At 51.7% G+C, this 20550-nt stretch carries 15 protein-coding genes; 3 read left to right on the plus strand and 12 right to left on the minus strand.

What is annotated here, in order from left to right:
* Complete coding sequence (locus NSS79_RS22920; RefSeq protein ID WP_342436273.1) at nt 1-1173, plus strand: substrate-binding domain-containing protein; 1173 nt, start codon at nt 1-3, stop codon at nt 1171-1173.
* A gap of 131 nt (nt 1174-1304) precedes the next feature.
* Here the strand turns inward: NSS79_RS22920 and NSS79_RS22925 are convergent, their stop codons facing one another.
* The 3 genes from NSS79_RS22925 to NSS79_RS22935 form a co-directional block, all read right to left on the minus strand.
* Nucleotides 1305-2816, minus strand: a complete 1512-nt coding sequence (locus tag NSS79_RS22925) for a carboxylesterase/lipase family protein (protein ID WP_342436274.1) — start codon at nt 2814-2816, stop codon at nt 1305-1307.
* Nucleotides 2817-2835: 19 nt separating this feature from the next.
* Nucleotides 2836-3990 carry an AI-2E family transporter gene (locus NSS79_RS22930; RefSeq protein ID WP_342436275.1) on the minus strand — a complete coding sequence of 385 codons (1155 nt, stop codon included), beginning with the start codon at nt 3988-3990 and terminating at the stop codon, nt 2836-2838.
* A gap of 202 nt (nt 3991-4192) precedes the next feature.
* Entirely contained in the window at nt 4193-5002 is an 810-nt protein-coding gene (locus NSS79_RS22935) for a GNAT family N-acetyltransferase (RefSeq protein WP_342436276.1), read from the minus strand.
* A gap of 229 nt (nt 5003-5231) precedes the next feature.
* Here NSS79_RS22935 and NSS79_RS22940 point away from each other — a divergent pair, with 229 nt between their 5' ends.
* A complete protein-coding gene (locus NSS79_RS22940; RefSeq protein ID WP_340893796.1) occupies nt 5232-5528 on the plus strand; it encodes a transposase in 297 nt (98 codons plus the stop codon).
* An 11-nt stretch (nt 5529-5539) separates the two neighbouring features.
* A complete protein-coding gene (locus tag NSS79_RS22945; RefSeq protein WP_342440378.1) occupies nt 5540-6397 on the plus strand; it encodes an IS3 family transposase in 858 nt (285 codons plus the stop codon).
* A 294-nt stretch (nt 6398-6691) separates the two neighbouring features.
* On the opposite strand, the gene NSS79_RS22950 is transcribed toward NSS79_RS22945, so the two are convergent.
* The 9 genes from NSS79_RS22950 to NSS79_RS22990 all read right to left on the minus strand — a co-directional run bounded on the left by NSS79_RS22950 (nt 6692) and on the right by NSS79_RS22990 (nt 20468).
* Entirely contained in the window at nt 6692-8569 is a 1878-nt protein-coding gene (locus NSS79_RS22950) for a DUF2264 domain-containing protein (RefSeq protein ID WP_342436278.1), read from the minus strand.
* Nucleotides 8570-9832: 1263 nt separating this feature from the next.
* Complete coding sequence (locus NSS79_RS22955) at nt 9833-10969, minus strand: glycoside hydrolase family 88 protein (RefSeq protein ID WP_342436279.1); 1137 nt, start codon at nt 10967-10969, stop codon at nt 9833-9835.
* Nucleotides 10970-11081: 112 nt separating this feature from the next.
* Complete coding sequence (locus NSS79_RS22960) at nt 11082-13094, minus strand: hypothetical protein (RefSeq protein WP_342436280.1); 2013 nt, start codon at nt 13092-13094, stop codon at nt 11082-11084.
* 32 nt (nt 13095-13126) lie between these two features.
* Nucleotides 13127-14740 (minus strand): helix-turn-helix domain-containing protein, encoded by a 1614-nt coding sequence (locus NSS79_RS22965; RefSeq protein ID WP_342436281.1) that lies wholly within the window; start codon nt 14738-14740, stop codon nt 13127-13129.
* The gene (locus NSS79_RS22970; protein WP_342436283.1) at nt 14733-16544 is read right to left on the minus strand and encodes a sensor histidine kinase; all 1812 of its coding nucleotides are present in this window, start codon (nt 16542-16544) and stop codon (nt 14733-14735) included. The genes NSS79_RS22965 and NSS79_RS22970 overlap by 8 nt, the downstream gene beginning before the upstream one ends.
* A gap of 101 nt (nt 16545-16645) precedes the next feature.
* The gene (locus NSS79_RS22975) at nt 16646-18040 is read right to left on the minus strand and encodes an extracellular solute-binding protein (RefSeq protein WP_342436284.1); all 1395 of its coding nucleotides are present in this window, start codon (nt 18038-18040) and stop codon (nt 16646-16648) included.
* A gap of 155 nt (nt 18041-18195) precedes the next feature.
* Nucleotides 18196-19035, minus strand: a complete 840-nt coding sequence (locus NSS79_RS22980; protein ID WP_038594650.1) for a carbohydrate ABC transporter permease — start codon at nt 19033-19035, stop codon at nt 18196-18198.
* A 25-nt stretch (nt 19036-19060) separates the two neighbouring features.
* Nucleotides 19061-19999, minus strand: coding sequence for a sugar ABC transporter permease (locus tag NSS79_RS22985; RefSeq protein ID WP_038594652.1), 939 nt, complete (start codon nt 19997-19999; stop codon nt 19061-19063).
* Nucleotides 20000-20108: 109 nt separating this feature from the next.
* Entirely contained in the window at nt 20109-20468 is a 360-nt protein-coding gene (locus tag NSS79_RS22990; RefSeq protein WP_342436285.1) for a (2Fe-2S) ferredoxin domain-containing protein, read from the minus strand.
* Between the last annotated feature and the right edge of the window lie 82 nt (nt 20469-20550).

Raw genomic sequence — 20550 nt, forward strand, 5'->3', positions numbered from 1 at the left:
ATGAAAAGACCACTTGGAACAAGCTTGCCGTTATCATTTATCGCTGTAGCCGCTATTGCATTTGCCGAAACTATCGCCTATTTCGTTATCTCCTTGTTTGGGGGGATGCAATTTTATGCCCCGCTTTCCGCTGTTGCCGCTTTTGCCCTTGCAGTTTATGCGGTGCTGGCGATCTTTGACTTGTTCAATCTGCGTATCCGGCGGATCGTATTCGCCTCTTTCGCCGGGGTATGTCTACTGGCGGCAGGCGTTTATGAAATCAATCAGGCTTATGTGAACAGCCTCGCTGAAGTGAATGACCGGGAGATTTCTCTGGAGAAATATAAACCTTTCCAGCCGGAATCCAAGATAGCCATACTGGACCAAACCTCCACTTATAAGATCACAGACGAGCTTCCGCGGCTGGACGGTGCAACCGCACTCTACCCGCTATATTCGGCATTTGTTCAAGCCGTCTACCCGAAGGACGACTATAGCGTATATGATTTTGAGAGCAGTACGGTAGCCTGCACTTCGACCTCCACTGCTTATGAGCGTCTGATCGATGGAGATACGGATATTATTTTTGCAGCAGCCCCCTCTCTCTCCCAACAGAAATCAGCCAAAGCAGCAGGCAAAGAGCTAGTTCTTACGCCCATTGGCCGCGAGGCATTTGTCTTCTTCGTTCATAAGCGGAACAAGGTGGACGGACTGACCACACAGCAAATCAAGGATATCTATTCCGGCAAGCTGACAAATTGGAAACAGGTAGGCGGCAAACGGGACTCGATCCGGGCATTCCAGCGGGAAGAAAACAGCGGCAGCCAGACCATGCTTGAGAAAATCATGGAGGGCACACCGCTCATGGCAGCTCCGCAAAAAGATGTTATGGATGTGATGAGCGGCATTATCAGCCAGACCGCCAGCTACCGTAATTATAAAAATGCTCTTGGCTTCAGCTTCCTGTTCTACGCCTCGGAGATGAACAGCAATAACGAGATCAAGCTGCTGGCCGTCGACGGGGTTGAACCCGGCAGGGAGAGTATTCGCAACGGAGCCTATCCTTTTGCCTCCGAATTTTATGCCGTGACCGCAGGAAGCTCCAATCCGCATATCCAGCCTTTTCTGAATTGGATAGTTTCCCCCGAGGGTCAGGAGCTGGTGGAAAAAACCGGCTATACCCCGGTAAAATAAACTTCTGGACTACTCCTCTACCCCAAACGCAGATACACAAAAAAGCAGCAGGTTCACGGATACCCGAGTCCCTGCTGCTTCTCTATGATGCGGTCTTCTTTTTTTGTACAACAAGCAACTTCGCTCAACTACTATTCTGACAACGTCCCGGTAGATGAGTCTTGAGGCGGGCTCTCTTGTGCTGACAGCAGCCGTGTCCGCTTCTTCCGATCCGGATCAGCCACGATGCGGATGTCCTGCTCAAAGATCAGGGTAGCCCGGTTATCCAGTGTATACTGCGGCCAAGATAGGCCCGGCACCGACGGATCGCCACGGTGGGCAAAGGCTGTCCAGGCGTAGAGCATCGCATCCGACAAACTCTCCATAGCAGGAGTAACCTCTACTCCATAATGCGCCATGTGCGATAAATTATTAAATACATAGCAGATTTCCGCACCATGAACAGCCTTCTCGAGCAGCGGATGGCCGGGGATGGTCCAGTCGAACCGGTACATCCATACCGGGGCATAGCAATGCTGCCGCTCAGCGATAGAAATGGAGCTGTCCCAGAAAAAGAGATCTGTCAGAAAATCGGCTTGACCCTCCACGGTCTTGGGATAATGAAGCGCGAGTTCAGCTAAATTCTCTACGCCCATCATCATTTCCAGAGATTGAAGCGACTGGTCAAAGTTCTCTGCAGAACCACTTCCCCGGAAGAACAGGTTGCCCTCATGAAGATTCGTCCCGATCACAAGCGGTATACCGCTTGCTACACCCTCGGCAATAGCCTGCGCCGGATCTGCCGGCAATGTATCCGGCTCAATAACGGGCTGGAACAGCATGCTCATCGCATTGCCGGACAGCTTGTAAACCATCGCCCCCGCTGCCTTCAATATTTGCTCTGCCGGAAGCGTGTCCAGCAGTGTGGTATCGCCGCCTGGACGAATCCCGAGCTCGGCCAGAAAAGCTGCGCCAATCTCTTCACCTTGCTGCGCCTTCAGGGTCTGTGCAGCCCCGCTCTGCATAATAGCTCCGGCAAACAAGCCTTCTGCCGCAGGCATCGCCAGCAGCGCGGCAATACTCATGCTGCCCGCAGACTCGCCGAAGAGGGTAACCCGTTTCGGGTCGCCGCCAAACGCGGCAATATTGCCCTGCACCCATTGTAGTGCGGCAATCTGGTCCAGCAGACCGGCATTGGAGGCCAAGCCGCTGCCAAACGGCGACAAATGCATGAAACCGAACGGTCCCAGCCGATAATTGACGGTAACCACAATGACTTTGCCCTTACTGGCCAAATGGGTACCTTCGAACATCGGCTGGCTGCCGGCTCCGGTTACAAAAGTGCCTCCATGAATCCATACCATGACCGGCAGAGCTTCACCTTCAGCCGCTGGCGACCAGATGTTCAGGTACAGGCAATCTTCGGAATATTCCGGAGTTGTACCTCCGAATCGGGTGCTGCCGGTACTGACAGGCTGATGGCTGACCGGGCCGAATTCCCTGGCCTCTCTAATTGAACTCCATGGCTCCGGCGGCTGTGGCGCGCGAAATCGCAGCTCACCCACAGGCGGGGCGGCAAAAGGAATTCCGCGCCAGATGTTCACACCGTCACTTTGTGTTCCTTGCAGCTTCCCATATAATGTTTCTGCCACGGGTCCTGTCATAAAACAATCATCCTTTCCGTTATTCCTTTTTTTCTTCGATCACTTGATATAATCCGGAGCGGAAACGGAACCACTGGAAGACATGGGTAACGACCACCTTCAGCACGGCATATCCCGGTACAGCCAGGATAATGCCAAATACGCCGAACATTTTACCGGCAAAAATAATAACGAAAATTATAGTAATCGGATGAATCTTCAGCGACTTGCCCATGATCTGCGGCGAAATAAATTTACCTTCAATCAGCTGGACCGCAGTCCAGACGAAGATCATTTTCAGCAGCATGAACGGAGAAGTTACCATCGCAACGATCAAGGCTGGAGTAATGGCAATGGCCGGACCCAAATAGGGAACTACCGCCGTACAGGCTGCAACGATCGCCAGCACCAGGGAATACTCCAGCCCGATAATCAAATACCCGATATAGAGCAGCGCACCGATGCAGCAGCTTACGATAATTTGTCCGCGGATATAGGAAGCCACCTGGCTGTTCATCTCGGACATTACTTCCCGAGTCTGCGGCTGCAAGCCTGTAGGGATGAACCTCATCAGGTAATCAGGCAGCTTTTTGCCGTCACGGAGCAGGTAGAACAGGATAAATGGCGTGGTTACCACAGCCAGAACAATTTCGGTCAATGCCCCAACGAAGCTGCCAACGCCATTCACTGCGTTATTCAGAAAGGAGGTGGCCCATGTTGTCACCTTGCTGGTAATATCAGTGAAGTCCATGCCAATATTCCCCTGAATGCGCTCGAACTGCTCACTGCCGGTCAGATTAACGAATTCCTGCTGAATCTGCTCACTGTATTTAGGGAAATTATCAATCAGTCCAAGCAGCTGGGTGCGGATTATCGGAATGACTGTCAGCAGAATCAGTGTGATAATTCCGGCGATCAACAGATACAGAATCACAATCCCATAGGCACGCTTCACTTTGCTTCTTCTCTCCAGCCGGTCTACCAGCGGATTCAGCAAGTAGTAGGCGATTCCTGAGAGCAGCAGCGGAGCCGCCACTGTGTGCAGCAGGACCGATACCGGCTTGAAGATAAACGGGACCTTGGAGAACACTAGAATCGTAACCCCGATAAGTAAAGTAATCAGTAAAGAAACCACAAATTTGTTATTTAGAAAAAACTTTTTAAACCTCTCAGGCCATACCTGCACCCTTTCCATTACTGCTTTCCCCCTAATACAAAGACTTATCTGTAAGTGTGATAAATTGCACTTGCTATTAGCATAGTCAACGCAGGGGTTGCAAGTCAAATTTTCAGCACTAGCGCCCACTATGAAATTCTGCACCTTTTACGCTGCGTTTTTGAAAGTTCCAGATGTCTCAGCCCAGGCCCTTGATATTGCCAGACTATGACACATGTATTCAGTCGAATTTAATATCTGCAATTTGCCCTGCTTCCACAAACCCTACGGTTTGGTAGACCTTGTTGGAATCCGGGTTTTTGTCGTCCGCGTACAGCACCGGAGTTAAGCCTTCGGCGAGCAATATTTGGCATAGTTCAACCACTACTGCGCTGGCATACCCTTGTTTACGGTGAGTGCGCGGCGTATAGACATCATTAATCCGGACATGTCTCGCTGAGCGGTGTGCGATGGCCGCCATAGATACAGGTACGCCTTCCACAACCCACAAATACAGGTTGCCGGCACGAACCGCTTCATCCGCATAGGAAAGGAAATTCTCCTGCTGCTCAGAAGTGCCGAAGGCATCTTCAACGAATCTGGCTGTAAACTCCGCGACCACCGGAATATGGGCCTCACCAGCCTGCAAGAGCGACCCACTGACATGGCCGGGTTTCCGCACCTCCGGGCAATGGTAGGCTTTTAGCATCATGTAGGTATGATAAAGTTTCCCCTTGGCCGCGCAAAAAGCTTCCGCGAATGCCTTGGCCGTCTCCGGCTCTGCGCTGATTCCGGGGATTCCACTATCCTTCACCCGTTCCGCCAGCTGCCGCAGCAAATCGTCCCGCTGCTGTACTTCAAGCTCCTTCGAAACCCATAACCAGGCATTGTGACCTGTCGATTGGGTAAAGATCAGTTGGTCATCAATGCTTTTGAGCTTGATCGCATCCGCGTACTCCGCAATGCGGTGAATCAGGTTATGTAGAACCTCCTCTTGCTTAAACCCACTGCTATGCAGCACTCTATCATCCAGCTCAAAACTCTCAAACATCTCATAACCCCCTAATTTTTCCTTTCTTTCAATCATAATGCGCCTGCCGGAAAAAATAAACAGCCCGTCTCCGGAATTTCCGGTTCGGACTGTTGGTCAAACTGCCAGGTTTCGCCAATTGGCGTACTTGATTGGGCACTGCGAAAGTAACGGGATTAATGCTGTTAGAGTTAAAAGTGGACACTCCTTAAGAGAACAGGAATAATGAGATTAACGAGGAGGTGTCCACATGAGTGGAACACGAAAAAGCTACAATGATGAATTTAAAAAACAGACGGTAAAGTACATCCAGGAGCAGACCAAGACGGTGGCGGAACTGGCCCAGGAGCTGGATATCCCCGCTAAAACCCTGCATCAATGGCTGGGCAAGTTCCGGCAGTTCCCAGACGAGCCCGTGGCCAGCGCCGAAAGGGTACGAGAACTGGAACGACAGTTGCGGGAAAAAGAACAGCAACTAGCCGATATGGCGGAGGAAATGGCCATCGTAAAAAAAGCAGTGCACATCTTCAGCAATCCAAAGAACTGAGATTTCAGTTCATCGAAGATCATCGCTCCCGGTTTCGTGTGGAGAAGATGTGCAGTGTCCTTGAGGTATCGCGGAGCGGCTATTACAAATGGAGAACGGCAAAACCAAGCCCACAAGCGACCCGAAAGGCGTTGCTTCTTCAGCGAATTACCTATCATTTTGACGATACAGGAGGCTGCTACGGCAGTCCTAAAATCACGATTCTTCTCCAGCGCGAAGGCCACAAGATCAGTGAGCGTACCGTAGGGAAATACATGAGAGAGCTGGGCTTGCGCTCCTGTGTAGCAAAGAAATTCCGCGTAAACACGACCGACTCCAACCACACCTTACCGGTTGCACCTAATCTGCTAAACCAACAATTCTCCACCGAAAAGCCAAATCAAACATGGGTCGCGGATATCACCTACATTCCCTGCCGGGAAGGACGGATGTACCTTGCCAGCGTGCTTGACCTATGCACCCGGGAAATCGTAGGCTGGCGGCTGGACGACCGGATGACCACAGATCTGGTAATGGGCGCTCTAGAAGACGCCTACAAGGCCAAACGCCCAAAGAAAGGTCTCATTCACCATTCGGATCAAGGCTCACAGTATGCCTCAGCCGACTACCGTAAACGTTTGGTTGAATACCGCATGAAGGCCAGCATGAGCCGCAAAGGCAACTGCTACGACAATGCTTGCATTGAATCTTTTCACAGCCTATTGAAAAAAGAGTTTGTGTACTGTACCCGATTCAAAACGAAGAAACAAGCCTATGATGGCATCTACCAGTACATTGAATTTTTTTATAACCGCAAGCGAATCCATGGTGCTCTGGGCTACGTATCGCCGGTTCAGTTTGCAGCTAGATTCAAACGAAAAGCAGTCTAATTTCATTTTTTAGTGTCCACTTTCTTGACGGAGGTCCATAATACCCGTTACTTTCACCAGAATCCCGCTTACCGGGAGGATAGCGGGAATTCCTAACGGTAATTAAGTCGAATTCCCCTGTTACGTAATAGATTGAAATTTTAGCGGGCTGATTTCCCGGCAACAGCTCGATTTCACTAAATAAGCCTAATACAGCGGTAACTATTCCCGTTACTGTGGTACCTGCTGGCCAACCCTCACCCTCTGGGTGCCCTCTCTGCCAGCCAGCCTGAATGTTATATCCGACGGGAGATTCTACTTATCCAGCAGTATGGTGATGCTATGGCCGGTATGAGTAGCAACCCGGATTTCATCCCCGGTCAGCTCCACACCGAGAAGCTGCAACGGGTCACCTGCTGGTTCGGCAGCCATAGCCTTGCCTCCTTCACCGCTGTCTCCCGGCTCGCCATACACGGCCGAGATCAGCCAGTGGGTCCCGGGAGCAAGCTTCGCCTGCAGCGTCGGTATAACTGTCCGCGGCCGCAGTACATTGGTATTGGTATGCGGACGGATCAGCCCTGCTTCGCTGTAACCGGCCAAGCTGAGAATTCCGCTGGCGCCATGGCTGCTGATCGCTGTCATACCTGCTCCTTCAGCAGGAGTTATCTCCTGCAGTCCAGACTCCAGCGCCACGGCAAAACCGCCTTCTGCGGCATCCAGCGTTCTTGCTGTTTGTACCCGGTGAATCCGGATATGCCAGGGAAGACCGGCCACAACCCAGGTCTGCACTTCCACATTGGCCCAAGGCTTCCATCTGGAAAAGAGCAGATTGTCTTCAATCCGCGTCTCTTCATTTTGTCTTCTCACCCGGTACAGATTGTCGCCTGCCTCACTGAGCGCCAGCATGGAATCGAATGCGCCCTGGGAGATTCCCCATTCCGAACGGGGAACGCTGAATCCAAAAGCCGTAGAATAAGCGAACTTCTCATATTTGGCCGAAGTATGGGTATGCTCATTAGTGCCTTTATGCCCGCTGTTGAAGGCGACGATATGATCGCTTTCTGCCCGGCGGCAAATAACAAGATGAGCAGGCTTCTGCACAGCCAGCGCCTCAAGCTCCGGAAGCGGCAGCTCCTCCGCCTGCCAGAAGGGATGCTGATCCGGCAGCGCCAGCGGCAGGAAGAATTTCAACGCCCAATACGGCGACCCCGGCGAGTTATAGTTCTCGGCCATCACCAGGTTGGGATAGGTATACCCGATGTTCAATACGCCGTCCGCGTTCAGAATATCCTGCTGGAACCACCAGCGTAAGTTGCGCAGAACGATCCCTTTAATAACACCATAAGGCACAGCTTCAACTCCTGCATAAGCAAAGGCCCCCCAGAATGCCGATTGGGCGAACCGGTAGGTTAAGCTGCGGCCATACGGAAGCGCGGAGCCGTCCGCAGCAAACCAATGGATGAATTCAGCAGCGAACTTTCCGGCCCTTTCCTTGAACACGCTTGCCCGTTCAGGATCTTCCTCACCCATCAGTTCAGCATACAGCAGCCCGTAGAAATGGATGGCGAACGGAACATAATAATCGCTATGTCCGCCGATACCGTCGCTGTACCAGCCATCGGTCAAGTAGAAATCATCCATCCGCCGCAGATTCTGCTCCAGTTGATCGGCATCATACGGCAGACCAGCCTTGCGGAAGCCCAGATTAACCAGCACATTAAAGAAGAGCCAATTGCAGTCATAACAAGGATGTGAGTTCATCTGGTTCAGCCAATTGAACAAATTCCTCTGCTCCCGTTCGCTCAGCGGCCCCCAGATCCGGTCCGGGATCAACGCCAACCCGTAGCCAAATGCTGCCATCTCCACAAGGCGCTGGTCATAATCACCGACCTCACCCCAGTATTCCTTATGCTCCGGGTCAGTCCCGTTGCGGATGCCGTCCAGCAGTATCTCCCACATGTCATCTTCACCGCCACCGGCCAGAAACGGCACAAATCCCCATAATACCCGGGAAAAGCCCTCCATTTCAGCAATATCGGGCCCGTAATGAACCCCGGTCACCCCCAGCTTCAGGCGGGCGCGCCCCTTACTATAGTAAGGCTTAAGCGGATAGGCCAGCTGACGGAAAACATTTTGCATATCTTCTTTTGTGACCAGCGGATTAGCCCCTATTGATCCCCATTGGCTACTCATCGACACCACTCCTAATTGCTTCTCGAATTTTTATAGAGTCAGGCTCCAACTATAAATGTTCAAAATCGATGTGCTCACTGATGTACCCTTTGCTGTGCTGTTGGTGTTTTCCGATTATCTTCAGCGGTCCCATCGCATCGCCAATACAATTTATAGCAACCTCATCCGCGCTCACGCTCGCTGATTTAACTTCAGCAATCCATCCGCAAGCACTAGTGCAATCTAGCAACCTCATCGGGTCTGACCAACGTTTCTATTAGCACTCCATCTGCGCTCGCTGGTGCTACTTCCAGCAAACCCGCCACGCTCGCTAATGTACCTCAGCAACCCATTTCCACTCACCAACCGCACTCAGCACCAGTAACCTTACTTCCAGCAACATCCCCCTACTCACCAGCACATCTTCTGGCAGCATCATCGGCACTCACCAGTGCATCCTCCAACAGTCTCGTCAGTACTCTCACGAATGCATCTTCAGCAATCTAGTCAGCACTCTCACCAACACATCCTCCAACAATCTCGTTAGCACTCTCACCAACGCTCTTCGCGGAAAGCTGCTCCTTCCACCAGCGTCTGCTGCTCTGCGGACTCCAGTGACGTTACTTTGCAGAAATGGCCTCTTCGCACGAACGAGCGGACTCAGATGACGCTATTCCTAGGAAAATCGAATATTTAGTTGATCTATGAGCAAATAAGTGCGCTGGAGTCCGGCATGCAGGCCAAGCAGGCGAAATCCGGAAAATAAGAGCACTGGAGTCCGCAGCTTCTCTGCGTATCGACTGCCTGCTCTTAAAAGACGTGTTGCCCACAAATTTCCGAGTGATTTGGCATCTAAGGAGCAAGCCAATCTGCTGGAGAGGCATACTGGCTGGAACAAGCAGCAAACTTGCTAGATTAATTCACAGTGTCAGGTACTGGCCAACTATCCGGTGATATTCGAACGGAGGCGGAACAGCAAGCAATATAGTCCATCAGGCTGCCTATGTTAGTACTCCGAAACATGGTTACTTCACTGCCATATCAGCAGCGAATGCAATGTCGCTAGTGACCTGTACCACCGCTTGTCGTACCATCTATTCGCTCTGCAATCTCTTCTCGTCATATTATTTCTATCCGATTTGCTGCTATCTCTTCTAGTCATACTATTTCTATCTCATCTGCTGTCTCTTCCTGCACCCTTATTCTAGTCCTAAGATTCAGCGCTTATTGCTCTATTCCCTGTGAATGCGCTGTTACCCTAATCCCACAGCACAACGGTGGGCGCTACTCCCAATAGAACGGGCCATCCCCCTTCAGCCGTGCCAGTCCTTCGACGTAGAAGAAGTCTCCGTAAATCAAGGGAACATCAATGTTCGTTCCGGCCGGATAATTGCTCGTACCGTGGAGGATCAATCCCTCCTCGGCGTCGTTGTCCCAGGTACCGTAATTGCGGTAGAGCGATTCCAGCATGCGGATCGCAGGCTCCCGGTACACCGGTGCCTCGGTCTCGCCGGCTTTGTCGGCAAGCAGCAGCAAACCGCTTGCCGCACAAGCGCCGGCTGACGAATCGCGGAAGCCGCGCGCTTCTCCGGGTGCGCGGAAATCCCATTGCGGGACATGGTCCTCCGGCAAACGGGCCAGGAAGAAATGGGCCACCTTCTGGGCGGTATGGAGATATTCAGCCTTGCCGGTATGATGATAGGCCAGCGTCAGTCCATAGATCGCCCAGGCTGTGCCGCGGGACCATGCCGACTCGGCGGCGTAACCCTGGCCGCCGATGCCTTCGAGGAATTCGCCGGTATCGGGATCGAAACGGACAATATGATACACGGAGCCGTCCGGGCGGATGAAGTGCTTCACGACCGTGTCCATATGTGCTTCGGCGATATGGCGGTAACGCGGATCTCCGCTGGTCTCTGCCGCCCAGAAAAGCAGCGGCATGTTCATCGCACAGTCAATGATCGCGTATCCGCGGTTATCTTCGCCTTCATACCAGGGATTCCAGGCCCGGATGTAGCTGCCTTTCAGATTAAAGCGGGCCGCGAGGAAATTCGCTGCCTTCAGCGCTCTCACCTTGGAAACCTCGCTGGCCAGCAGCTTGTAGGAAGCCACGCTGGTCAAGGTCCACATAAATCCCAGATCATGGTCAAGTCGGACAAAATCATTCAGGACCTGGTCCAGCTGTTCCTCACAGTCCTCTGCCAGCGCACGCAAAGACTCCTCCTTGCTCTCGTTATACAGAAGCCACAGCTGTCCCGGCCAGAACCCGGCTGTCCACCAGTACGGCTGGGCCAGTTCATATTGGCCGCCTTGACTGGCATGGGGAAACCCCGCGCCGATTCTCCGGCTGTTCTTCCGTGTCTTCTCCAGTGCCTTGCTCCACGCTTCCTCTACCCATCCCAGCTTTGTTTCCGCCGTCATCTCTAGCCACCGCCATTCATTGTTTTGGATGATACAAGTTGAACTCTAGATTTACGTATTACATCCTGCTGCATTTCTTCTATTGAACCGCTCATCGCGGTTGAAAACTTATTTAGTCCAGGAATCTGAATTCAAAATGATACCTTTCATGCTTAGACGGGTTCCGGGTATAAAAATCCAGACCATACCAAGTCTTCCCCTTACCGAAATGGTCGTTATAGCTATGCACGGAAATTTCGGGTTTCAGCGCCGCAATGTCATAGCTGATACGCAGCCCACGCTGGCCCTGCCCATCTGCTCGTCCATCTGCTCCTCTGTCTGCCTGTCCATCTACCTGTCCATCTACCTGCCCATCTGCTCGTCCATCCGCCTGTCTATCTGCCTTCTCATCTGCCTGTCTATCTGCCTGCCCATCTGCTCGTCCATCCGCCTGTCCATGTGCCTGTCTATCTGCCTTCTCATCTGCCTGTCTATCTGCCTGCCCATCTCCCTCTCCCTGCCTCTCCAGCAGCACCGCATCTTCCTCCAGAACAGGCGGAATAAAGGTAATAAACCGTTCAACCAGCGCCGCTGGAGCTTCCGCAAACCGGAACTCATCAGTCATCGCAAGTACAGGAGGATTAACACCTGTCTTCCATTCGAACCGGCGTGTTAAGCCCTCCAAGCTGTCAACACGGTATGCACGGGTCAAATCAAGCTCCAGCACATCACTGCCGTCCCCGGCCTTCACTTCCTGAATTTCAGCATAAGCCTCCGCTCCCGCAACCTGATACTGCCCGTCTATAATTGGCACGCTATGGCCTTGAGAACCGTTGCAATCATAGGAGTACCGTCCTGTTCCGAAGTAACCTGAAGTGTATTCCCCGCTGCCCAGCTCGGAAATATATACCGTTCCTTCTCCCTGCAGGATAAATCCCCCGAGGTCATTGTGATTATGAGGTTCGTCATTGTTGCCGCCCTTGGCAGCAAACCCGAAACTGCCACCCGTTCCCGAATGACGGGACAACAGCCACTGTGCATCGGGAAGATAATAGCTGGCGCTGCCCCAATCTCTTGGTCCTTCCTCCGGCTTGCGCCAGATCAGATTACGCAGCGCAGGAGCCCAACGGCTGCAGTGATCCTCAGTGTAAGAGGCTCTAAGCGACAACGGAGGTACCTCCACTTCAGGATACGCGGAAGCCAGATAATGGCTGAGTCCGAGGAACACATGGCCTGACTCCAGCGAATCGGAGAAGTTCGCCACAAGCTTCCCGCCCAGAAAACATTTCTGCTGGAAGGCCGCGATGCTGCCTACCTTCTCACGCCGGAACCAGTCCAGCTGCCCCCGGCTTTTTTGACGAAGAAGATCAGCATAGTAGACGAAATAACCAAATCCGTAATTCCAGTACCCCAACCCTTCAAGACAAGCGCCGTCTTCACCAAAGCCCTGCAAATAATATTCCATGCTGCCCTGCACTTTGAACAGGATCTCGGTAAGCGTTTCCTTATCTTCCATCAGCAAAAGTGCCGCCGAGCCTATAGAGCCGGAACAAACCGCCGACCAATTATGGGTGGAAGTCTCCCAATGATAGGGTCCGCAGGTTAAGTACGGCACGAACAGCCGCTTATCTACCTCTGCCTTGATCCGGGCCTGCAGCAGGGCAGGCAGCCGTTCGCCAAGAAGACAATTGATTTCGCTGAGTGCAAAGCCTGTCTCTGCCGAGAACAAATCAATCGTCTCTGTGATGCCGGTATCTCCCAGATGAGCGGGGAGGCACCAGGTATATTCGTTGCAGATGCTCCACACAATCTGACACACCGCCGCTAAATGCTTCTCCTGCCCGGGTTCCAGCAGCGCCAGCAGAACAGCCGTATTCAGTATTCGCCTGCGCTCGAAATAGACCCGCTCATATTCCAGCCTTGAACCCGTGCGGGCATAGATGGAGAACAGCTCATACGTAAGCTCAGGAATAGAAACCTCATTCAGCCGTTCGCCTTCCCGGCGGATCTCCGCAAGCTCATCACGGTATAGCGGTGATTCCAGCACATAACTCCAGAATGTCTTCTGATCACCGTCAGGATAATACAACCGGACATCCGACGGTTCCATCGCTGCAATAATGGGATGCAGTTCAACCCTTTGCATATTACGCCGCCTTTCCTGGCACATCTGAATGTTCAGCCCCGGTATTCCACGGGTGTAACTCCGGCATGCACCTTGAATGTCTTAATAAAATAGCTCTGGTTGTCATACCCAAGCTGCTCACAGATCTCACCGACCGTAGAGTTTGTTCCGTCCAGCAGCTCCTTGGCCCGTTCCATCTTCAGCTTGGTTACATATTCGATAAAAGTAGTGCCGGTCTCCTTCTTAAACAGCCTGCTGAAATAGCTGGAATTCAGGTGCAAGTGATCCGCCACCTCATCCAGGCTGATTCTGGAGCCCAGACGCAGAGAGACATACTGGCAGGCTTCCATCACCTCGGCCCGTTTGCTTGCCCCGGCACCCGCTCCTTTGGCGCGGGCGATGGATTTCAGGTGATTATCGAGCCATTCCCGCAGGGCAGGCAGTGAATCAATATCCACAATCTCCTTATGCAGCGTATCCGCCGAATAAGCAGGCCGGACCGACTGCAGGGAATGCAGCTTCAGCTTCAGATCGAGCAGCAGCTTCAGCGTCCAATCCTTGACCACTTCCGGTGCATACTTCTCCTGCCGGATCTGCGCTATCCATTTATCCGTTATTAGGTGCGACAAATCACCGGACCTGCCCAGCAGCACCTCTCTCAGCTCCATACTGGCCTGGTCATAATGGGCGAACAGATTGTTGGTGTGGCCGCTGACCGGAGGCTGCGGGGATTTCCGCTTCGCAATCTCCCCCTGCTCCAGATAGAAACGTTGTTCTTCCCCCGCCAGCAGTTGGCCAAGCTGTTGCTTCAGGCCCTCCGGCGACCCGGTCCCTTCCCCTGTAATGAAGGACATTTGAATCTTCAGCACCCTGAACAAGGTAGACTGGATCATCTTCAGACCGGCGGCGGCTTCAGCATAAATATTGCCCTGAAGACCGGGCTTATAGGAAAATAATAGGAACGAAGACTTCACATTGTAACCGACATACAGCCCGCTCGGCTTCATTCCGTCCAGCACCTCATTCATCACATTGCACACGGCGAAATGCAGGGTCTGATCCGAAGAGAAGCGGTATTTCACATGCCTGTAGTCCTCAAGATAGGCGATCACCGGCAGGCAGCATTCCCCATTCTGGAACAATCCATATTCGGCAGCTTCATCCATCCATTTCTCCGGTGAAAGCAGCGGCTGGTGGATAAAATTCTTGATGCTCCGCTCCTTGCGCAGCTCCCGGGTCTCCCCGAACAAATGCTTGATCCGGGAATTCTCCCAGCCTGTTTTGGTTTCCTCATCCAGCGATTCCTTGAATCTGCGCAGGAGCTGCACCAGATCCTCCGGGTCCAGGGCATCCTTCAGCAAATAATCCTGCACATTCAGCCTCATCGCCTGCTGCGCGTACTGGAATTCGTTATGGCAGGAAAGAATGGCAATCCGCACCTCCGGCTTCAGCTCCTTCATGAGTGAAGACAGCTCCAATCCGTTCATCCGCGGCATCCCGATATCCGTAATCAGAATATCCGGCATCTCCAGCCGGGCATGCTCCCAGGCGTTCCAGCCGTTCTCATGTGTCCCCATCAGACACAGGCCAAGCTCCTCCCAGCGGATACTTTCGGATAAAAGCTCGATTACAGGATAATCATCATCCACCAGCATGACTTTATACATCCCGGATCACCTCCCTGTGCGGAATAAACATCTTGATTGCTGTACCTTCGCCTGCTATGCTGCTGACTTCAATAGCAAATTCCCCGCCAAAAAGAATTCTCATCCGCTCGACCACATTATGCAGTCCCATGCCGGAAAAAGAGCCCTTAAGCTCTGCCTTGCCGGGAAGGCTCTCCGCTTCCAAGCTTATCTTGCGGGTAAGGCTGGATAATTCGCTGCAGTCCATCCCCCGCCCGTTGTCCTCAACCGTGAGCACGATAAACTTCTCTTCCACGACTGCCCGGATGCTGATTGTTCCCGGCTTTTGGCTGAGACCGTGAATAAGCGCGTTCTCGACAAGCGGCTGAAGAAAGAAACGCGGCACTTTAAGGAGAAAAGCTTCCGGATCAATATCCAGCTGAAGCGCGGCCTCTTCCTTCTGGCGCAGATTCATCAAGCTGACATAATGGGAGACCAGGTCGATCTCCTCATGCAGAAAAATCTCATCCTCCTCACGGCTGATCGTCATCCGCAGCAGTATGGACAGCGAACCGATCATTTTGGCGCTGTCCGGGTCTCCCCGCTTCATGACCTTCATCCGGATCGAGTTGAGCACATTAAAGAGAAAATGCGGGTTGATCTGGGCCTGGAGCATTTTGAGCTCCGCTTTTCTTTTGCGCGCCTGGGTATCGGATACTTCGGCTATCATTTCCTTGACCCGGTCCAGCATCTGATCGAACAGCAGGCCCAAACGCCCGATCTCGTCATTGCCCCGGACCCCTGAACGCACCAGCAGATTGCCCCGCTGTACTGCCGTTGTCACTTTGCCGAGGCGCACCAGCGGCTTTGTAAAGGCACGGACCAGTGTAATCAGCAGCAGCAGAAACACAAAAAAAGAAATGAGCTGTATGGTAAATACCCGGTTGAAGATGGAGCTGATATCGACAATGCTCTGTGAATACGGCTGCATCAGCACAAGCCTCCAGCCGTTGAACGGAATCTGCTGCTGGGCGACCAGATACCGCTCTCCTGCTATGGAAACCACAGAGGAATCCTTGAGATGATTCACAGCGGCGGTGTATGGAAACGGCTTGCCGATACTTTCGGGATCGCCACCGGAGACGATCATGCCGGCACTGTCCAGCAGCGTCACCTTCTGGCCGGCGGAAAGATTGCCAAAAATCGAATGGAGCTGATCCTCCATAATCGTGACAATGGCATAGCCGTAAATCTCTGTGCTGTCCAGCCGCAGCGTACGGGCAACGGTCAACTGATACGGATGATCAAATTTGTCATAGGAGAAATCAGTAGACTCGACACCGATCCAATAGGATCCCAGCCCTTTCAGTTCCATCAGCTTCTGGAACCAGGGCTTTTTCTTAAGATCCAGCGGATTGTAATCGCTAACAGAATAGTTCATATAGTAAGCATTGTTGGTCAGCAGAATCGTAACATAGCAGTTCTGGCCTACAACCGTAAGGGTATCAAGCTGCTCCAGCACCCGGTTGCTGTCCATAAAGCGTTCATACTCATTGCCGCTGGCATTGCCCGAGGCCACTAGCTTGAAATAGGCTCTCAGCCCGGGATTGGTCTGCACATAATTGGCAATGGTCACCATTCCCTTCAAGCTGTTCATTACTGAACCGCTCACCAGCTGCAGGGAATCCTCCGCATTTGAAACCGCTTGCCGTTTTACTGCCTCTTGGGTCAAGGAATTATAAATGATTAGTGTCAGAGCGGCTGGAACGAGAATACAAGCCACAGCTGCCAGGATCAGCTTATGGCGGATCGATTTAGGGGCAAGTTCCCTCAGTCTGCCTATCATATCGGATGTCCCCCTGAAACAAGTAGAAACGGTGCGCCTCCCCTTGTATGAAGGAAGGCATCCGTTTCTGCAAGAAGTATAAGGTTAAAACATTATATCAATTATTTTTTGTTGGCAGCAATAATTTTGTCGACCCGCTCCTTGGCGTTTTTCACCGTTGTATCCACATCCTGATCGCCGAGAATCATTTTCTCGTATTCTTCATTGATCGCTTTGTAGACCTCAGCCTGGTAAGTAGCGGGTGGAATAATCGCCGAAGCTTTTGAAGCTACGAGAGTATCTACCAGTGACTTTTTGTCCACCTTCTCCGGATTTTTGGTGCCGGTGAGAATCGTATCAATGATGCCTTCCACCTGATCGCTGGTCACCTTGCTCCAGGCCGGGATGTTTTTACCTTGGACAAGCTGTCCTTCCGTTGTGTACCAGCGCACAAACTTGTAAGCCGCTTCTTTGTTTTTGGATTTGGCTGCCACAGCCACATAGTCTGTAGTAACCGGAGTCAGACCATTTTCATCGCCTGCAGTGTTCTTAGGGAACGGGGCAACCGCCACATTAAAGTTCAAAGGCACCTTTTCCGTACCGCCAATTTCCGTGTTCATCCAGCTGCCGATCAGAATCATGCTGGCGGATTGGTTAAAGAATTGCGTCCGGTAGGCCAGCTTCTGGGAGATCATATCAGAATAGGGCACCGAGGATTTATCCTTTTTCTCCATCCGCAGTCTCAGCTCAAGCGTCGCCTTGAAGTTCGGATCATCCAGGTTGGACGTGCCATCGGCTTTGAGAAACTCAGAGTTCTGCGGTTGATTCTCCAGCTTCAGCTTCAGGAATTCCATCCAGCCGCCGGCTTGAGGGCCATGGAAGTAGGTTCCGTAGCGTTTCTCTGCGCCTTCACCTTTAGTCAGCTTCTTGGCGTAGTCGGCAAATTCATCCCAGGTCCATTCGGCCGGCACCGCAAGACTTGCTTCGTCTAATTGGTCCTTGTTCAGCAGCACATACCATGGATTGAATTTGCCCGGGAGCGCATAGACCTTGCCGTCCAGATGGGTATCCACCTTGTAATCCTCTTCCACCTTATAGTTATCCTTGGCAATGTACTCATCCAGCGGTTCCGCCATGCCAAGCGCGACACGCTGCGCATAACCCGCCGCATCGCTGAACATCAGAATGTCCATTTGGGCGGAGGACGCTGCCTCCAGATCCAGCTTCTTGAAGGCCTCCTGTGTATCTCCCTTCTCGCTGAGCTGTACCAGCTCAATCTTCACTCCCGGAGTTGCCGCTTCATAAGCCTCCAGCGTATGCTTCCAGTTATAGGCTTCCTCAGTACCGTAGGTATAGAGCCGCAGATTGGTAGTCTCGGTGCTGCCGGAGGCCCCGCCGTTTGTGCCTGCAGTCGCTCCACCGTCCGCAGCATTGTTATTGTTATTACCGCCGCAGCCCGACAGCAGGCTTAACATCAGAACCCCCGTAATTGCTCCTGCCCATACTTTTGTTCTCATTTCTATAACCCTCCTCAAAGTTTTCTTCAGCTTTCACTTACATGAAACTAACAACTGAATTATAGAATACGCTTTCATTTGACACATGAAACAATATTTACTTTTATTGAATTATTTTTACTTCTATTTAATATAGGAGAGTTCCCGCTTGCAGCTTATCCTTTAACACCGCCAAGAGCAATTCCTTCGATAACACTTTTTTGGCCAAGGATAAAGATAATAATGAGCGGAAGAATTGCCGACACTGCGGCCGCCATGATCAGGGAATAGAACTCTCCGCTCATGGAAGTGAATTTCTGAATGGCAATCGGAAGGGTCAGCAGCTTGTCGCTTCGGATAAAGATCAGCGGATTCTGATAATCATTCCAGGTCCAGATGAACCGGAGTATAGCATAAGTAGCCACAGCAGGCTTCACCAGCGGAAGTGCAATCGACCAGAAGATTCTCGGGTGGCCTGCACCATCTATTTTAGCTGATTCAATGAACTCCTGATGCAGTCCCATAAAGAACTGCCGCAGCATAAAGGTTCCAAGAACACTGAAACTGCCGAGCAGAATCAGTCCAAAATGGCTGTCAAACAGCCCGATGTTACGGTATAGAATAAACTGCGGTATCAGGATCGCCTGTCCCGGAATCATATACGTCACTAGTACGATCATAAACAAGAAATTGCTGGAGCGGAATTTGATCTTCGAAAAGCCGTAGGCGGCCATTGCCGAGACCAGACAGGACAACGCCGTCGTGATCAGCGCCACTTTGATCGAGTTCCAGTAATATAGAGTGAACGGGTAATCCCCGAACCAGACTTCCTTGTAATTCTCAATGGCATTCCACTTCTTGGGGAGCCACTGGATCGGGTAAGCAAACACTTCCGACTCTACTTTGAACGACGTTACCAGCATCCATATAAAAGGCAGCAGGAACAAAACACTTCCCGCAAACATTACAACTGTAATAATTACTTTGCGCCAGTCCAAGCCTGTGCGTATTTCCATAGTTTCTCTTCCCTCCCTTGCCGCCCTAGTAATTAACCCATTTTTTCTCTGCCAGCCACTGGCCGAAAGTAATCAGCATCACGAAGATAAACAAGACCACAGCGATGGCCGACGCATAACCCACCTTCAGATTTACAAAAGCTGTATCGTATAAATACCAGACCATCATTGTCGTTGAGCCGATGGGGCCGCCCTGCGTCAGAACAGCGATAATATCAAATACTTTAAAAGTGGCAATAATACCGGTTACAAGAAGAAAAAAGGTGGTTGGTGACAGCAGCGGGAAGGTGATCCGTCTGAATTTTGTCCAGGCGCCTGCTCCGTCAATGTCGGCCGCCTCATACAAATCCTTCGGAATGGACTGCAGTCCGGCGATGTAAATAATCATATTGAAGCCGATGGAGATCCAGACAGAGATCATCATGATCGAGATCAACGCGAAATGCGGATCGGCAATCCATTTCGGCGGGTCGGCAATCCCGATGGCCTTAAGCATTTCATTAATAGGTCCATAGGAGGGCTGGAACAGCACCTGCCATACGATGGCTACCGCTACGGTCATGGACACATAAGGAACGAAATAGGCAATTTTGAAATATCCCTTCATATACACATAACGGTCAATCAGAATCGCCAGCACCATCGACACCAGCAAATACACCGGCACCGTCAGCAGAAACAGAAAATTGTTGCGCACCGAACGGATGAACATCTCGTCCTGCAGCAGATTGGTGAAATTCTGCAGGCCTACCCAGCGGATGCCGTCAAAGCCCTGAACAAAGTTCCAATCGGCAAATCCGAGGAATAACGTGGCGATGATCGGAATCAGCACCAGTATCGTCACCCCGATCAGCATCGGGCTTACGAACAGCAGTCCGGAAAGCGTCTCACCCTTTTGCAGCGACCAGGCTCTACGGCTGCGCACAGGCGGTTGTTGCGGTAAAGTTTCCAGGTTTTGTCCCATGTCTAACACCTCAATAGTTTCGTTATTGGTTGTGCGCTGTTTATAAATTTAGTATAAAAAAAATACCGCCAGCGCTTTGACGGTATTTTGATCATATTGAATGTAATTTTTACTTCTTCTTTTTGCCCTTCGCATCTTTCTCGGTTGCTGCAATGAGCCCTCCATCGTAAGTATAGAGCACGTTGTCTTCCAGACGTTCGCCTTCCAGAACCTTGCGCACCAGCGCTTTGGCCGATTTGGGGGTGATCTCCTTATACCATACGCCTTCCGGATAGGAAATCACTACGCAGGCATCCGAGCATCTTCCGTTGCAGCGGGTAACCGTCGTATGAATCTGCCGTTCCGCACCCTGCTTCCCGATCTCATCCTCTATTGCATCAGCCACCTCTTCACCCTTATGCTTTCTGCAGCTGCTCCCATTGCAGATCAGCAGATGGCTTACTGTCCCTTGCAAATTCCAGGTCGTCATGGAAACTCCCACCTCTTTCTGAACAATAATACCTTTACATGAATTCTTCTAAACTCTACCGATTGCCCGGACAATCGTCAAT

It is taken from the genome of Paenibacillus sp. FSL L8-0436 (assembly GCF_038593025.1).
GTDB lineage: Bacteria > Bacillota > Bacilli > Paenibacillales > Paenibacillaceae > Paenibacillus_AQ.

Coding starts and splice junctions, on each gene's coding strand:
- NSS79_RS22925 (WP_342436274.1), bottom strand. CDS start 2,816: ATGACAGGACCCGTGGCAGAAACATTATATGGGAAGCTGCAAGGAACA.
- NSS79_RS22950 (WP_342436278.1), bottom strand. CDS start 8,569: ATGAGTAGCCAATGGGGATCAATAGGGGCTAATCCGCTGGTCACAAAA.
- NSS79_RS22920 (WP_342436273.1), top strand. CDS start 1: ATGAAAAGACCACTTGGAACAAGCTTGCCGTTATCATTTATCGCTGTA.
- NSS79_RS22930 (WP_342436275.1), bottom strand. CDS start 3,990: ATGGAAAGGGTGCAGGTATGGCCTGAGAGGTTTAAAAAGTTTTTTCTA.
- NSS79_RS22970 (WP_342436283.1), bottom strand. CDS start 16,544: ATGATAGGCAGACTGAGGGAACTTGCCCCTAAATCGATCCGCCATAAG.
- NSS79_RS22975 (WP_342436284.1), bottom strand. CDS start 18,040: ATGAGAACAAAAGTATGGGCAGGAGCAATTACGGGGGTTCTGATGTTA.
- NSS79_RS22965 (WP_342436281.1), bottom strand. CDS start 14,740: ATGTATAAAGTCATGCTGGTGGATGATGATTATCCTGTAATCGAGCTT.
- NSS79_RS22955 (WP_342436279.1), bottom strand. CDS start 10,969: ATGACGGCGGAAACAAAGCTGGGATGGGTAGAGGAAGCGTGGAGCAAG.
- NSS79_RS22960 (WP_342436280.1), bottom strand. CDS start 13,094: ATGCAAAGGGTTGAACTGCATCCCATTATTGCAGCGATGGAACCGTCG.
- NSS79_RS22990 (WP_342436285.1), bottom strand. CDS start 20,468: ATGACGACCTGGAATTTGCAAGGGACAGTAAGCCATCTGCTGATCTGC.
- NSS79_RS22935 (WP_342436276.1), bottom strand. CDS start 5,002: ATGTTTGAGAGTTTTGAGCTGGATGATAGAGTGCTGCATAGCAGTGGG.
- NSS79_RS22940 (WP_340893796.1), top strand. CDS start 5,232: ATGAGTGGAACACGAAAAAGCTACAATGATGAATTTAAAAAACAGACG.
- NSS79_RS22985 (WP_038594652.1), bottom strand. CDS start 19,999: ATGGGACAAAACCTGGAAACTTTACCGCAACAACCGCCTGTGCGCAGC.
- NSS79_RS22980 (WP_038594650.1), bottom strand. CDS start 19,035: ATGGAAATACGCACAGGCTTGGACTGGCGCAAAGTAATTATTACAGTT.